This is a genomic window from Trueperella sp. HMSC08H06 (assembly GCF_001808465.1).
Taxonomy (GTDB): domain Bacteria; phylum Actinomycetota; class Actinomycetes; order Actinomycetales; family Actinomycetaceae; genus Trueperella; species Trueperella bernardiae.
On record NZ_KV793362.1, the window covers coordinates 13,302 to 29,481 of the forward strand.

A 16,180-nucleotide genomic window follows, 5' to 3' on the forward strand; every position below is an offset into this window, starting at 1 on the left:
ACTTCATCCACGCAGTGTGCAATTTGCAAAATAATAACGATATGGTTTCGCCAAGTTGGAAAAAGGCTCGTAGGAGGATACACTGATTCTAGAGCGGATACCACGGCTCAAGGAGGAGTTTAAGTGGCGAAGAATCCTGCGGTAAGCACCGACTTGCTAGACACCGCATACGGAATGATCAAGTCAGGCGTTGCCCGGCGTCGATCGGATTTGGTGCACTCGATGGGGATTTCGTCGTCGACAGCGTCGAACGTCGCCCGCAGCCTCATCGAACAGGAGCTGATTAAGGAAATAGAATCGAACAGGTCCACCGGCGGGCGGCCGGCAAAGATCCTTGTCTCAATCGACACCGCCGAGGTGGTGGCGGTGGCAGAGGTCGGCGCCCACCACCTGCGCTTCGGCATCATGGACTCCATCCACCCGATGCGCGAACCGAAAGAGATCGTCTTCGATTCCCCTTCGCCGCCCGAAAAGGTGATGGCCACCCTGGTCGAACGGTGGAATCAGCTACGAGAGGAGCACTTCGCGGAGTGCAAGATCGGCGCGATCGGCCTGTCCGTGGCCAGCCCGGTGGAAGCGATCACGCGCAAGCTCGTCCTACCCGCCCGCATGCCCGGCTGGCACGGGGCGGACCTGTGCGGGATCCTCAATGAGATGACGGGCCTGCCCGTATGGGTGGAAAACGACACGCGCGCATGCGCGGTGGGGGAGCTGCCCTACGTGTCCGCCGATTCTTACATCTACGTCAAGGCGGGTACCGGTATCGGCGGGGCGGTGGTCATCAACGGCGAGCTCTACCAAGGCGCGGGCGGCTTCGCGGGAGACATCAGCCACGCGCGGGTCGATCCCAACCTCAACAACCTGTGCGCCTGTGGGCGCATCGGGTGTCTGGAGGCGGTGGCCTCGGGTGCCATGATTCGCGAGCGGGCGCTGAGTGCGGGCCTCGACCTCGGCGACCGCCCGATCGTCGACGCCGTGCTTAACGACATGCCAGAAATCAACCCGTACGTGCGCCAGTCTGGGGAGCTGATTGGCCGGGCTTTGGGGCCGATCGTCAACTTCATTAACCCCGGCGCGATCTACGTGGGAGGTTCGCTCGCTCAGCTGGGCGTGTTCATGAGCTCCCTGCGTGCCTCGGTGTTTGATACTGCCAGCTCCACCGCCAGCCAGGATCTCGTCATTGACATCGCACCCAACGGCGCGAACGCCCCGCTCATGGGCGTGGCGCGGGAGGCGTTCAAGCTTATCGGATCCAACACTAGCCATCTGAAGTATCGACCTAGGAGGCATGAATGATGCGCGTGGGAATCGACGTCGGCGGCACGAAGATTGCCGTCGGCCTCGTTGACGGTGGAAACATCCTCGCCAAGGAAAGGTTCGCCTCCTATCCGGGGGCGCCGCAGTCAACGATCGCCGACATGGCACGCGAGGTTAAGGCCCTCGTCAGCGCGCACGGCCTCGGCCTTGACCAGATCGGCGGCGTGGGTGTGGGCTTCGCCGGCACGGTGGACTCGGACGCCGGCGTCGTGCGCACCTCGGCCAACCTGCGTTGGACGGACGTGGACGTCCGCACGCCGCTATCCTCAGCGCTTGGGCTTCCCGTCGGCCTGGTCAACGACGCCGACGCCGCGGCTTGGGCCGAATACCGATTCGGCGCGGCGCGAGGGTATGACTCGGTGGTGGCCATTACGGTGGGCACCGGGATCGGAGGCGCGCTGATCTTCGGCGATCGGGTGCTCGAGGGCAGGCACGGCCTGGCTGGCGAGCTCGGGCACTTCACCTACGAGCCGGGCGGACTGCCGTGCGGGTGCGGACGTGTGGGGTGCTGGGAGCAGTACTGCTCGGGTAGCCGGATGAACGCGCTCGCGGCTGAACGCCTGCCGGCCACGAACGGGCTGGCCACGGCCCGCGACGTCGATCCCCTCGCGCTCGCGGGGGACCCGGTGGCGCTGGGAATCTTTGAGGAGATCGGCACGGCGCTGGGTGCCGGCATGGCCTCGCTTGGCATGATCTTCGACCCGGACCTCTTCCTTATTGGCGGCGGTGTGTCCGAATCGGGGGAGCTGCTGTTGGAGCCGACGCGCCGGGAGTACACCCGCCAGATGGGCCTGGGCGGCTTCCCGTGTGCGAAGATCGTTGCGGCCTCCCTCGGCAACGACGCGGGAATCATCGGCGCGGCCGACCTCGGCGCAACCGCGCGGTGACCGTGGGGTGGTCGAGGGTCCCCGGCCGCAGCCGGGGACCCTCGACCACAGCCGGAGACCCGCGGCCGACGCAACTCAGGAATCTGGGGCCTGCCGGGCGCGTATAGCGATCGGTGGCCGGTATGTTCACGTGAAGTGTCGGGGCAGGCCGGCAGAGCGCGCGGGATTTCCGGGCGGCCGCGGTGAAGCGGCCTGCGGGGACACTCAAACTCAGAGCCTACGCCCGCCCGGCAACACCCGGCCCCGACCCAGCAATAGCCGACGTGACTCGGGCCTGCACGCCGTCCACCAGCGGGAAGTGGCAGGCCACAAACTGGTCGTTGCCCTGCCCTGTACGGAGCTTTCGCAGCGCCGGCTCCTGCGCCGCGCAGATGTCCTGGGCGAAGGGGCAGCGGGTGCGGAAGCGGCAGCCGCTGGGCGGATCCATCGCGGAGGGGGTCTCGCCGTCGATCTTGAGGCGGGAGACCTCCTCGGTGAAGGCGTCCTCGATGCGGGGGACGGCGTCCACCAGCCCCTTCGTGTAGGGGTGGAGTGGGCGGCGGGCGACGCTGTCGGCGTCGCCGTACTCCACGATCTTGCCCAGGTACATGACGGCGATGCGGTCGGACATGTACTGGACCACCGACAGGTCGTGGCTGATGAACACGTAGGCCAGCGAGTAGCGCTGTTGCAGGGCCCGCATCTGGTTAAGCACCTGAGCCTGAACGGAGACGTCGAGGGCGGAGACCGGCTCGTCGCACACGATCAGCCGCGGGTTCAGCGCGAGCACGCGGGCGAGCCCGATGCGCTGGAGCTGGCCGCCGGAGAATTCGTGCGGGTAGCGGGAAAGGGCGTCGCGTGGTAGGCCGATCTGCTCCACGAGAGCGGCCACACGGTCGTGGCGCTGGGCGCGGGTGCCCACCTTCTGAATGTTGAGCGGCTCGAGAATGATCTCGTCCACCCGCATGCGCGGATCCATCGCGGCGGCGGAGTCCTGGAACATCATCTGGACCTGGGCGTGGAACTTCTTCCGCTCCTTACCGCGCAGGCCGCAGAGTCGCACGCCTCCCACCTCGATCTCGCCTTCGGAGACGTCGTCGAGCCCGGCGATGAGCCGGCCGAGCGTGGACTTGCCGCACCCGGATTCGCCGACCACCCCGAAGACCTCGCCCTCGTAGATGGTCAAGGAGACGTCGGAGACAGCCGAGACGGTGCCGATCTTGCGCCGCACGAGCGAGCCGCCGTAGGCGGGGAAGTTGCGCGAGACGTGGCTGACCTGAAGAATCGGCTTGCTCTCATCGAGAGCATCGTTGCGCGACACGGACCGTAGCTCGTTGGTAAGCGGCTTGCCGCCGGGGAAGTGGCAGGCCACCTTGTGGCTGCCCTCCCCGAGCGTCGGTGTCACGGTGTGGCACACGTCCTGGGCGAAGGCACAACGCGGCGCGAACGGGCACCCGGTGACCTCCTCGGTGATCTCCAGCGGGGAGCCGGGGATCGAGTACAGCTCGGCGTCGGCGTTGTGGGCGCGCTCGGGTAGTGCAGCGAGCAAGGCGCGCGTGTACTGGTGGCGCGGGTTGGTGAACAGCTCGCGCGAGGGGGCCTGCTCCATCACGCGCCCCGAGTACATGACGGCCACGGAGTCCGCTCGCCCGGCTACCACCGCGAGGTCGTGGGTGACGAGGATGACGGAGGAGCCGAACTCGTCCTTGACGTCGTCGATGAGGTCGAGGATCTGCATCTGGGTGGTGACGTCGAGGGCGGTGGTCGGTTCGTCGGCGATGAGGAGCTTGGGCCGGCAAATGAGGGCCATGGCGATCATCGCGCGTTGACGCATGCCACCGGAGAGCTGGTGGGGGTAGTCGCCGACGATCTTGTCGGGTCGGGGCATCCCCACGCGCCGCATGATGTCGATGGCCGCCTCGTAGGCCTCCTTCTTCGACGCCGAGTGGTGGACGCGCAGCGGTTCGCCGATCTGGTCGCCGATGGTCATCGTGGGGTTGAGGGAGGTCATGGGATCTTGGAAGATCATGCCCACCTCGGTGCCACGTAGGCGACGCAACTCGGCGTCGTCCATCCCCACAAGCGCCTTGCCGTCCAGGGTGATCTGCCCGGAGGAGACGTACCCGTTGGAGGGTAGGAGGCCCATGAGGGCGAGCGCCGTCATGGTCTTTCCGGAGCCGGATTCGCCGACGATGCCGAGGGTCTGCCCGCGTCCGACTGTCAGGTTGACGCCGGACAGCGGCTGAACCTCGTCTTTTCGGCGGGGGATGCGAACCGAGAGGTCCTCGATTGATAGCAGGGTATCCATGTCTACCTCTTCCTCAAGCGCACTTCGAAGGCGTCACGCAGGCCGTCACCAACGAAGTTGAAGGCAAGCACCAGGACGATGATCGCGATACCGGGGGGAAGGATCAGCCACCAGTTGCCCGAGTAGACCTCGGACAGGCCGGAGGAGAGCATGCCGCCCCAGTTGGCTGCGGGCGGCGGAACGCCCAGTCCGAGGAAGGATAGGTAGGCGACGTACAGGACGGCGTCGGCGACTTGGAAAGTGGCGTTGACGATGACGGTACCGATGGAGTTTCGCACGATGTGGGTGCGCACGGCCCGCCCCGGGGAGCCGCCCATGCCCTTCATGGCGAGGATGAACTCGCGCGAGCGCAATGCGATGGAGTCACCACGGACCATGCGCGCCGGGTTGAGCCACGCGAACGCGGAGATGACGAGCACGAGTAGCGGGACTGTGGGGGTGATGATCGTGGCGATCAGCATGAACAGGAATAGCGCGGGGATCGACATGAGGGCGTCGACGAGGCGCATCATGACGGCGTCGACCCAGCCGCCGATGAAACCTGCCGCGGCTCCCCAGAGGGTGCCGAAGGCGGTGGCGAGCAGGCCGGCGCACAGGCCCACGATGAGGGAGGTCTGCCCGCCGAGCATGAGACGGCCGAGCTGGTCGTAGCCGACGGAATCAGTGCCGAGCGGGTGGCCGAGCTCGCCGGGGGCGAGGTAGGCGTGTGCGAGGTCGGTGTGGACCTGATCGGTGTGGTAGATCAGGGGGCCAACGAATGAAAAGAGAATGAGGGCGACCACGAGGCACAGGCCGAGGACGGCGAGCTTGTTCTCGAAGAAGACGGCTATGCCTTGGCGTCCGATGCCGAGTTGGCGCCGTGCGTGCGTGGCGTCGCCGACGACGACGGCAGCACCGCCGGATCCACCTCCGGCAACGCCGGCACTGTGGCTCGAGGAACTGCGGCTTGAGGCGGGGGCGCCGGCCACCGCGTCGTTGATGGACTCACTCATTTGTCACCTCCAGAAAGTCGGACGCGGGGATCGGCCACGGCGTAGAGAATGTCGGCGATGAGGGCGCCGATCACGGTGGCGAGGGAAACGATGAGGGTGGAGGCCAGGAGGATGGGGTAGTCGCGGGTCTGGGTTGCCTGCCAGAACATGAGGCCCATGCCGGGATAGTTGAAGAGCTGTTCGACCACGAGCGCGCCGGAGAAGAGGGCGGGGATGTACATGCCGAGTAGCGTGATCACGGGGAAGAGGGAGTTGCGCAGAGCATGGCGGATGGTCACGCGCGAGGGGGAAAGGCCTTTGGCCTTGGCGGTGCGGATGTAGTTTTCGTTGAGGTTGTCGACCATCGTGGAGCGCACGTAGCGCGTGAACGCGGCGAGGGCGACGACGGCGAGGGTCACCACCGGCAGGATGAGGCCCTTCCATTGGCTGAGGATCTCGGCGACCGTGAAGCCTTGCGGGGCTTGCGGGGGAAGGATTGGCCACCACTGGGAGAAGACCACGATGAAGATGATGCCGAGGAAGAACAGCGGGGTGGCGTAGGCCAGGAGCGCGATCCCGGTGATGGCGTAGTCGACCTTGGTGTTGCGGTAGACGGCCTGGATGGCGCCGAGTGGGATGGAGATGATGACGGCGAGGGTGGTGGCGAGAAGGCTCAGCAGGATGGTCTTGGGCAGGCGCTGGAGGATGACGTCGGCTACCGGCTGGTTGAGCCGGAAGGAGTATCCGAGGTCGCCGCTCAGGAGGCGCTGGACGTAGAGGCCGAACTGCGTGAGGAAGGGCTGGTCGTAGCCCATCTGCGCGTTGTAGGCATCGATCTGCGCCTGCGTGGCATCCAGGCCGAGCGCGGATCGGGCGGCGCCGCCGGGAAGAAGATGAAGAAGGAGGAAGGTCAAGAAGGTCACGATGAGCATGACCGCGAATGCCTGACCGAGCCGTTGAAGAATGTATCGCCACATAGTTGCCCCTCGCGGGCCGGCTGGCGAAAGCCAGCCGGCCCGTCAGCGTGTGTTACTTACGTGTCCAATCTTGGGGGTACATGCCGAGCATCGGATCTTGCGGATCGATCCCGGAGATATCCGACTTGTAGGCCGAGACCCGGTTGACCGGATTCGGCATCCACAGGACGGGCAGGTCTTCGGCCAGGAAGTCGTTGTAGTCCTTCATTGCCGACTCGTCGGAGGAGACGAGGGTGGCGTCGATGAGCTTATCCGCCTCCGGGTTGGAGTAGGCGCCGAGGTTAACCGGCGCGCCGGTGGCGAACAGGCGCTGGCCCGAGGCGAAGGGCGGGTAGTACCAGGAGCCTTCGGAGCCGAAGAAGGATAGATCCCATTCACAGTTGGGGTCGTCCTTCTTGCACACCTGCGAGACGGCCACCGAGTCGGGAACCTCCTGGATCTCCAGCACGATGCCGAGCTTGCCGAACTGGGACTTCAGCTCCGCCATCATGTCGTGGGTGGCGGTGAAGCCGGACTGGGAGATAAGAGTGAAGCGCATTTCTGCGCCCGCCTCGATTCCTTCGCCGCACTGGCCGGCGCCGGTGCCGGGCTTTTCACAGGTGGTCACGCCGTCGGGGTTGATGGCCCAGCCGTGATCTTCGAGCAGTTTTCGGGCGGCGTCGGGATTGAAGGAGTAGGCGCAGCCCTCGGTGGTGCCGGCGGCGCCGGGCTCCTGCGGGACTGGCCCGCAGGTGGGGGCCGCCATGCCCTTCCAGATGACCTTGGAGATGGTCTCCTGGTCAATCAGTTGCTGCATGGCTTGGCGCACGTACTTCTGGGCGAAGATCGGCCCGGACTTGGGGTGGTTGAAGTTGAACGGCATGTAGGTGATGGACCAGCCGTACCACGGGGAGACGGTGTAGCCCTGACCTTCGATGTAGTCCCGCTGGGAGATGTTGCCGGCGGGGATGTAACCGTAGTCGATGCCGCCGGCGCGCAGGGTGTTGAATTCGGCGTCGTCGGAGGTGAAGGGCTTGTAGATGACATGGCTGAAGGTGGCCGGGTCGGTGCCGTCGTAGGAGTCGTTGGCGGCGAGCTCGACCTCGCCGGACGGCGTGTAGGAGGTCAGCTTCCAGGGGCCGGAGACGGTCTGCCACAGGGCGTTGCTGGCGTAGTTGGCCGGATCCTCGGCGGCGCTACGCAGATAGGCATAGATGTCCTTGGCGTTTTGCGGATCGGTAAAGTCGACGATCTCGCCGTCGTCGGAGGTCTTGGCCCAGGCGTGTGCGGGCATGGGCCGCACGGAGTTGAGCTGGTTGCCCACGAAGTAGCCACCGGAGAAGGGCTCGGTGGTGGTGATGGTGAAGGTCTTGTCGTCGACGATCTCGAAGCTGGTGACGTTGTCCGGGAAGCCGCCTTCGCGGTAGGAGGCCCAATCGGCCTTGTTGTTGAGGACAAGGTTGTACCAGAAGTCGATGTCCTTGGTGGTGAGCTTTTCGCCGTCGGACCAGGTGCGATCTTTGAGGGTGATGGTGTAGGTCAGCCCGTCGTCGCTGATCTCGGGGATGTTGGCGATGGAACGCTTTTCGTCGATGTTGTAGGCGTGCTCACCGTCGAGGGTGAAGGAGTACATCGAGGGGTAGAGCATCTCGATGAAGATGCCGTTTTCGCCCTGCGTCTTGCCGGGGGCGGAGATGGGGAAGATCCACGTGGGGGTGTCCATGGCGACGGTGACGGTCGATCCGTCACCGGCGGCGGAGCCTGATGGATTGGTGGCGCCTGAGGGTGTGGACGAGCTTCCACTGCCGCAGGCGGACAGGAGCAGGGCGACGCCTGCCACGGTGGCGACGATGCTAGCTCGCCGTGATGCGCGGGTCATGTGTGCCTCCTTTGACTCACGTTTTGTGCCGTGTGGCACAAACCCTGGGATTGTTTCCAAAATAGCAGGATGTGATCCAGAGTGTGGGGTTTTTGGAAAACCTCTTGCCAGTTTAGAAAATCAATTGCGTTGTTTGGATCTTAGTGGTGATATAGGAAACACAACCGTCGTCGATGAAGTGAGGCATCCATGGCTAGCGAACAGGGTTTTGCTACTGTGAGCCCCGATCTGCTTGAGTCCGCCTACCGGCTCATTCGCGCAGGCGCGGCCAAGAACCGTTCGGACCTGAGCGAGAAGCTCGGCGTGTCGTCGTCGACGGCGTCGAACATTGCCCGCTCGCTGGTCAGCCAGGAGCGCGTGCGCGAGGTGGAACCCGCCTCCCCCGCTCGCGGCCGGCGCTCCACCCAGCTGGAGAGCATCGCCCCGCCCGTGCTCGTTGCGGCCGCGGAAATCGGCACAAGCCACATCCGTTACGCGCTCTCCGATCACGTCGGCCCGATCGTGGAGGCGCAGGAGGTGCCGATCGACCTCGCCCCCGGCCCGCGCCCTGTCCTCCAACTCCTGGTGGACCTGTGGCGCGAACTGCGCGACCGCGAGTTTCCCGGCGCCGACATCCTCGCTGCCGGCATCGCGGTTCCCGGCCCGGTTGACGCGAGCACACGGCGCATCGTCTTGCCCTCGCGCATGCCGGGGTGGCACGACGCCGACGTGCGTGCGATCGTTGCCGAGCTGGCGGACGTGGATTGCGTGGTGGAGAACGACGCGCGGGCGGCGGCGCTTGGCGAGGCGAGTGTGCGCGGCCCGGAACACCAGCCACTGCTCTACATTAAGGCCGGTTCCGGGATCGGCGGCGCGCTGGTGATCGACGGCAAGATTTACACGGGCGGGATGGGCATCGCTGGCGACGTCTCCCATGCGCGCGTGGTGGAGGATTCGCCGTTTGTGTGCGGGTGCGGGAAGTCGGGCTGCTTGGAAACCGTGGCGTCGGGCGCGGCAATTCGCCGGGACGCGGCGCAGTTCATGGAGCTGGGCTCGATGGCGGAGCTGGTGGAGGCGGGCCAGAATCAGTTCCCGCACATCACCCAGCTGATCCGCAATTCGGGGATGCTGGTGGGTAAGGCGCTCGGGCCGCTGATTAGTTTCGTCAACCCCTGTGACGTGGTGGTGGGCGGGGCGATGAGCGAGCTGACCGCTTTCATGAACGCGTTTCGGGTTTCGCTGCTGGGCTCGGCGGTGCCGATGGCGACGGAACGGCTACGGATCGAGGCGGCGAGCCTGGGCGCGAATTCGGCGCTGACGGGGATAGCCCGCAGCGCCCATGACCTGGTGGTCAGCGCTCCGGTGCAGTGACGGGAGAGATTATGGATAACACGTTTGAACATCGAACCGGCCCTGCAGACTTGGCCGCCCGCACCACCTACCCGGCACACGAAGTGCCGCAGTGGTTCACGGAGGCTAAGCTCGGCTTCTTTATCCACCTGGGTATCTATTCGATGCCGGGTTGGGCCTACCGGCGCGAGGCGGGCCGCAAGACGCCGCCCGAGCTGGCTTACGACTATCACGAGTATGCGGAGTGGTACGCCAATACGGTGCGCATCCCTGGCTCGCCGTGTGCGACGTGGCATGAGGAGACCTTCGGGGTCGGCACCAGCTACGAGGACCTCGCCTTTCGCTTTGCGCCCTCGCCGGAGAACGTGGCCAACCTGGTCGCCACGTTGGTGGCGGCGGGCGGGCGCTACATCGTGCCGACCACGAAGCATCATGACGGCTTTTGCCTGTGGGACACGGCAACGACGCCGTTTTCCTCCGTCTCGCGTGGTGGCCCGGACGTCATCTCCGTGGTCGCGGACGCCACCCGGGCGGCCGGCGCCCGGCTCGGCCTGTACTTCTCCGGCGCGCTCGACTGGCACGTGTCGCACCTCCCGCCCATCCGCTCGGACGAGGACCTTTTCGCCTTTCGTCGCAATGACGAGGCCTTTGCCCGCTATGCCGCCGGCCAGCTGAGCGAGCTGATCGACCGCTTCCATCCAGACCTTTTGTGGAACGACATCGACTGGCCCGACGCCGGCAAGGGGCCGGAGGAGTGGGGTTTGTCCGCCATCCTCACCCGCTATCTGGCCGAGCATGAGGCCACGATCAACGACCGCTGGGGGATCCCCTTCCATGGCTACCTGACCCGCGAGTACACGCAGGTGGACGAACCGCTTCCGGAAATGTGGGAGTCTACTCGCGGCCTGAACCGCTCGTTTGGGTACAACCGCAACGACAACCCCGCCGACCGGCTCAGCGGAGCCGAGGCGGCCTGGCTACTCGTCGACGTCGCCTCCCACGGCGGCAACCTCCTGCTCAATGTGGGCCCGCGCGCCGACGGCTCGCTCGACCCGTACCAGGCCCGCGTGATTGCCGAGCTCGGTGAGTGGATGAGGACCTACGGGCGCTACATCTACGCCTCTACGCCCGGGCCTGCGCCCTTCTCCCTGCTCACTCCGGGCGCGACGGCCTATTTCGTCCGCGAAGGCGAGGCCGCCGGCTCGGCTGGCGCCGCCGACCTTGCGCGCGCCTTCTGGCTCGCCCCGGACGGTAGCCGTATCCCGGCGTCGTGCCCGGCGCCGACCTCCTCTTTCCCCGTCGCTCTCATCGTTGAAAGGTAAGTCATGCGCATCGCAATCGCAGGTATCCACATCGAGTCATCCACGTTCTCGCCGCAGCCGGCGGTGGCGGAGGACTTCGAGATCACGCGCGGTGAGGAGGTGCTGGGGCGCTACGGCTGGATCCACGAGACGTGGAGCAAGGCGGTGACGTGGCTTCCAATCTTCCACGCGCGAGCGTTGCCCGGTGGCGTGCTGGAGCGGGCCACGTATGAGGTATGGAAGGCGGAGATCTTGGACGGGCTCGCCGCCCTTACGGACCAAGCGCCGCTTGATGGCTTCTTCTTTGACGTCCATGGCGCCATGAGCGTAGCGGGGCTCGACGACGCCGAGGGCGACCTGATCACCGCGATCCGCGCCGTGATCGGGCCGGAGCCGATGGTCTCCCTGTCCACAGATCTGCATGGAAATGTCTCCGAGGCGCTGTTCGCGGGGTGTGACCTGCTGACCACCTACCGGGAGGCCCCGCACGTCGACGCCCTCGAATCCCGCCGACGCGCGATGAAGAATCTCGTCACGCGCTTGCTGAGCGGGCTCGGCAAGCCGGCGAAGGCGCTGGTGCACATGCCTTTTCTTTTGCCGGGTGAACGCACATCCACTCGCCTTGAGCCGGCCGCTTCCCTCTATGGGCGCATTCCGCATCTGGAGGCGATGCCGGGGATCCTGGATGTGGGTTTCTGGATCGGGTTCGCCTGGGCGGACCAGCCGCGGTGCAAGGCGGCGGTGGTGGTCACGGGCGATGACCAGGAGCGGGTGTCCGGGGTGGCCCGTGATTACGCGCGGGAGATCTGGGCCCGCCATGAGGAGTTTGGCTTCGTGGCGCCGGTGGACTCGATGGACGGCTGCTTGGAGTGGGCGCGGACGGCCGCCCGCCCGACCTTCATCTCCGACACGGGTGACAATCCGGGTGCCGGCGGCGCTGATGACGTCACCTTCGCCCTCTGGCGTCTCTTGACCTTCCAGCCGGTGGCGGCCGGCGAGCTGTCCGCGATCTTTGCCTCGATTCACGACGCCGCCACGGTGGCGCTCGCGGCCGAGGCGGGCGTGGGCGCCCGGATCGAGGTGCAGCTCGGCGGGAAGATTGACGCCCGCGAGCCGGGCACGCTGGCCCTGAGCGTGCAGGTGGAGAACCTGGCCGTCGACCCGCGGGCGGGCGAGGTCGCCGTGTTGAGGCCGTTGGGGGAGGGCGGGCCGAGCGGCGCGGTCGTCGTCGTGACGCAGAACCGCATGCAGTACGCCACCGAGGAGGCGTTTACGATCGCGGGGCTCAAGCCGCGCGAGGCGGACGTGGTGGTGGTGAAGATCGGTTACCTCGAACCTGACCTGTATGAGATGGCGGCGGCGTGGAAGATGGCGCTCACGCCGGGCGGTGTGGATCAAGATTTGGTGCGGCTGGGTCATTCGCGCATCGACCGCCCGATGTATCCTTTTGATGAAGGTTTTGAGTGGGAGGCACAGGTCACGTGCTAGAGATTGCAGTGCAGGACGCCGCGGGCGCGCGGATTGCGCGGGAGGCGGGCGCCGACCGGGTGGAGGCGTGCAGCGCCCTGGAGGTCGGGGGCCTGACCCCGTCGCTTGCGATGGTGGAGGCGTGCGTAGTGGAGGGCATCCCCGTTTGCGTGCTCGTCCGTCCGCGCGCGGGTGACTTCGTTTACGACGACGCCGAGGCCGCGGTCATCGCCAACGACGTGCGGTGGGTGGTCTCCCGCGGGGCCGCAGCCGTGGTGGTGGGCGCGTTGCGCGAGGGGCCTGCGGGCCTTGAGCTGGACGTGGCGCGGCTGCGCCAGTGGGCCGAGGTGGCCAGGGAGCGCAACCCGGAGGTGGACGTGGTGGTTCACCGGTGCGTGGATGTGCTGTTTGGCGCCGGGGTCGGCCCGGCGGAGGTGGCGCGCCAGCTGGCAGAGGTGGGCGGCGTGACGCGCGTGCTGAGCTCGGGCGGCAAGTCCCGTGCCGGTGACGGCGCTCCCGTGCTCGCGCAGTTGAAGGCCGAGTTGGATCGGCTGGGTGCGGGTGTCACGGTCATGGCTGGCGGGGGCGTGGCCCTGGAGGCGATTCCTGCCCTGCGTGAGGCCGGGGTCGAGGAGTTTCACATGTCGGCCCGCCGCCAGATCCCTACGGGCCCGACCGGCCCGGGTGGGGGGCAGAGCGTGCGGTCGGTGACGGACGGGGAGCTGGTGCGGGCGGCCCGCGCCGTGATCCGCGGGGCGCAGGTACACGGCGACTAAAGCGGACTGGACGGTTGTGGGGCGATCTTCGTTTATGGTGAGGTCGCCCCACAATCGTCCGGGTTTTCTTAATTCGCGGCCGGTTGAACCGGCCAGCGGCCCGAACCGAGATAAGCCAGCCTGGACTCGTAGCGCGATCGATGAGGGGCGCGAGCTGTCAGCGCCGGTGTGACGCGGAACGCACTATATCACCTGTTATTAGTAAGGGTTTCCCGTGGATTCAGTGCCCTGTTTGGTATGTGAGATGTCGGACAGGGCTCTGAGCTGTGATTTTGTCCGTTTTGACGGCAATGCTGGATCTGCGACGGCGGCACTTAGTATACTGGAATCAATCCAGCGCTAATTTCATGCGCATGGCTATCGTATGGTTTTGTGGGGGAGGGGGCTCTCAAGGCGAGTCTTTTGGTTGCCACAGGTTGCCCATTAGGCAAGTGATTCACGATTCTACTGATGTACGCACCGATTGGGCAGTGAACGAGCTCAATTCGAATCCAAATTGAGAGGAAGGAGAGATTTGTGATCTCTCGGATAGTAAGGAAGGCGATGGCTGTCGTAGGCACAACGGCAATCATCGCTACCGGGCTTGCAGGAGGGGGCGCCGTAGCGGCCCCCGCTCCTGACGGTTCCGGTGGAACTACGGCCGTACGGTCGACTGGGACGGCGATCGAGTCGACGGGGAAGGGAAATGCTCCCTACACCGTGTCGGGCACGACGCGTTTCATCGAATCCTACGCATCGAATAACACCGGTTTTGAGTACACCGGACCCATCGAGGGTGTGAAGGTCTACGTGCAGTGGTGAGAGGGCGCCGGCAACGCTGACTTCCCCTACAGCTACTCCCCGATCTACTACTCCACTGCGGACGCTCAGGGTAACTTCTCGATCGACATGAAGCCCTACTTTGATTCGATCGGGCGCGTGCGCTACTTCGAGGGGCGGGTCGACGTCGGCGCCCCCGGCACGAAGGATCTCGCGGGCAACGACTCGCGCCTCGGTTGGCGGGAGAAGGTTCGCATCTGGGCCGAGCTTCCTGACGGAACCAAGGCCGATTACCGGCTCATCAACCACTACGCAACGTCGTGGCTACCCGCTGATCCCACGCTTGATAACACTGTGATGGCGACCTGGGATTCCGGAAAGTCCTCCATCCGCGGCGTCTACATTAACTATGCCAAGAACACGGACAACGTCCTGGCCAAGCCGGATCGTAATGATTGGGCTGTTTCCGGCGAGGGTAATAACGTCGGCAAGGGTCTTGATGGCTCTGTTGGCGGAACCGTGTTCTGGAACGCAAACGTTCCCAACGGCGCCATAGACTTCTCCACGTCGATGCTCTACCAGGGCGGAGCGGACTACCCGCTCTCTGGAATCACGATCCAGGGATCTTACCTCAGCGATGAGGCGGTCGCCGCGATTAAGGTGCACGCTGCTGCGGCCTTCGCGGGCAAGACCCTGCGTGGAAACGGCTGGACCGCGACCGACGAGAACTCGCTGCAGGCCTGGATCAGCGAGCAGATTAAGGCTGATCCCACTTGGGTTGCAGAGACCGTCACCGCAACGACGGGCGCGGACGGGAAGTACCAGCTGTACTTCCGTGGCATCTACGGAAACTCGGCTAACGCCTGTGGCATCACTGGTGATAAGTGTCATAAGTTGGCCGACTCGTGGGACACGGGCTCGTTCCTGAACGGTAACCTGCAATCCAAGCACACCAACTGGGACTGGATGTACGTCGCCCCGGTTGATCTTCCGAACAACGTTGGCGTCATGTCGCCGTGGTCGATCCAGCGCTGGCAGCGTGTCGATGGGCGCGGAACCTGGAACGGTGCCAACTTCGGCCAGGTTGGATTCGCCGTCGGCGGCACGATCGACAGTGTGACTTTGGCGGACATCCTTCTGTCCCCGGCGCCACTCGAGTTCGACGTCGTCAACTACGACACCCAGCTCAACCCTGCCGCGCCTGGCGACACCGCCAAGACGTACACCGGCGGCGTGCTGACGAACGAGAACCTCACCTACGACATCGTCTGGACGGACCAAAAGGGAAACCAGGTCCACGAGTGTACGGGTCTCACGCCGGACACGAACCTGAGCCTTGCCTCGTGTGACTACCAGGTCCCCGCCGACCTGACCGCCGACACGGTCTACACCGCCACCCTGTACGGCGTGAACGATGGTCAGAGGGGTGCGTCTCTCGGTTCGGACGCTTTCCTCGCCACGCGCGGCACCGAGCTGCCGTGGGGCTCGAAGTACTCCGACTACGATGAGGAAGCACTTCCCAAGGCACCGGACGGGACGACCCTCTCTGGGCTCACCGCTGACGGCCTGCCTGACGGCCTGAGCATGGATCCCGACACCGGCAAGATCACGGGCAAGCCGACCGAGACCGGCCGCTTCCTCGTGAAGGTGACTGGAAACGCTTCCGTTCCGCGCGATGGCGCCGACCCCGTCGACGTCCGTCTTGCGCGCACCTACATCGTCGTTGTCACGGACACCCCGCTCATGGCGGGCGTTCGCGGCACCGAATACAACCAGGAAGTCACGCCGACCGGATTTGAGGACTCCGGCTACACGCTGGGCGAGATCAAGTCGGTGGACAACCTGCCCGCGGGTCTGACTTATAACGCAGACACGAAGACGATCACCGGCACTCCGACCGAGATCGTCACCGCTGACGAGCAACAGCCGAACGTCACCGTCACCTACACCGTGACGCGCGAGACTCCGAATGGGACGGAAACCAAGGACGTTACGGATATTGTTCCGTTGCCGGTGGTTGCCGGCGACTCGGATGGCGATGGGGTTCCGGATCCGGCTGATCCGGATAACCCGAAGCCGGGTGAGGATCAGTGCCCGGATACGCCGAAGGGCGAGAAGGTCGATGAGAATGGTTGTTCGCTTGCTCAGCTGTTCGAGCCGGCTTACGCCGATTCGACCGCTGTCGCCGGTGGCGATCCTGTGACCGTTTCTCCGACGTTCACGAAGAAGGACACGGATGGCACGGTTGATG

11 protein-coding genes are annotated in these 16,180 nt (G+C 65.3%); 7 read left to right on the forward strand and 4 right to left on the reverse strand.

Going from position 1 to position 16,180, the window contains the following annotated elements; genetic code table 11:
- Positions 1–123: 123 nt before the first annotated feature.
- Positions 124–1,296 (forward strand): ROK family protein, encoded by a 1,173-nt coding sequence (locus HMPREF3174_RS06450; protein ID WP_145989883.1) that lies wholly within the window; start codon positions 124–126, stop codon positions 1,294–1,296.
- A complete protein-coding gene (locus tag HMPREF3174_RS06455; RefSeq protein WP_070448265.1) occupies positions 1,293–2,204 on the forward strand; it encodes an ROK family protein in 912 nt (303 codons plus the stop codon). Before HMPREF3174_RS06450 ends, HMPREF3174_RS06455 begins: the two co-directional genes overlap by 4 nt.
- A gap of 217 nt (positions 2,205–2,421) precedes the next feature.
- On the opposite strand, the gene HMPREF3174_RS06460 is transcribed toward HMPREF3174_RS06455, so the two are convergent.
- Genes HMPREF3174_RS06460 through HMPREF3174_RS06475 form a run of 4 tightly spaced genes read right to left on the reverse strand, consistent with a single transcriptional unit; the run spans position 2,422 to position 8,297 of the window.
- Positions 2,422–4,491, reverse strand: coding sequence for an ABC transporter ATP-binding protein (locus HMPREF3174_RS06460; RefSeq protein ID WP_068538881.1), 2,070 nt, complete (start codon positions 4,489–4,491; stop codon positions 2,422–2,424).
- 2 nt (positions 4,492–4,493) lie between these two features.
- A complete protein-coding gene (locus tag HMPREF3174_RS06465; RefSeq protein WP_082661088.1) occupies positions 4,494–5,483 on the reverse strand; it encodes an ABC transporter permease in 990 nt (329 codons plus the stop codon).
- Positions 5,480–6,439, reverse strand: a complete 960-nt coding sequence (locus HMPREF3174_RS06470; protein ID WP_062612721.1) for an ABC transporter permease — start codon at positions 6,437–6,439, stop codon at positions 5,480–5,482. Before HMPREF3174_RS06470 ends, HMPREF3174_RS06465 begins: the two co-directional genes overlap by 4 nt.
- Before the next feature lie 52 nt (positions 6,440–6,491).
- A complete protein-coding gene (locus HMPREF3174_RS06475) occupies positions 6,492–8,297 on the reverse strand; it encodes a peptide ABC transporter substrate-binding protein (RefSeq protein ID WP_062612718.1) in 1,806 nt (601 codons plus the stop codon).
- Positions 8,298–8,486: 189 nt separating this feature from the next.
- Here HMPREF3174_RS06475 and HMPREF3174_RS06480 point away from each other — a divergent pair, with 189 nt between their 5' ends.
- The 5 genes from HMPREF3174_RS06480 to HMPREF3174_RS06500 all read left to right on the forward strand — a co-directional run.
- Entirely contained in the window at positions 8,487–9,647 is a 1,161-nt protein-coding gene (locus HMPREF3174_RS06480; RefSeq protein ID WP_070448266.1) for an ROK family protein, read from the forward strand.
- Between the two features lie 11 nt (positions 9,648–9,658).
- Complete coding sequence (locus HMPREF3174_RS06485; RefSeq protein WP_082661087.1) at positions 9,659–10,948, forward strand: alpha-L-fucosidase; 1,290 nt, start codon at positions 9,659–9,661, stop codon at positions 10,946–10,948.
- Positions 10,949–10,951: 3 nt separating this feature from the next.
- Positions 10,952–12,415, forward strand: coding sequence for a M81 family metallopeptidase (locus HMPREF3174_RS06490; RefSeq protein ID WP_070448267.1), 1,464 nt, complete (start codon positions 10,952–10,954; stop codon positions 12,413–12,415).
- The gene (locus HMPREF3174_RS06495) at positions 12,409–13,170 is read left to right on the forward strand and encodes a copper homeostasis protein CutC (protein ID WP_070445658.1); all 762 of its coding nucleotides are present in this window, start codon (positions 12,409–12,411) and stop codon (positions 13,168–13,170) included. Before HMPREF3174_RS06490 ends, HMPREF3174_RS06495 begins: the two co-directional genes overlap by 7 nt.
- Positions 13,171–14,058: 888 nt before the next feature.
- Positions 14,059–16,180 (forward strand): Ig domain-containing protein (locus HMPREF3174_RS06500; RefSeq protein ID WP_210382939.1); only part of this gene is annotated, 2,122 nt, incomplete at its 3' end.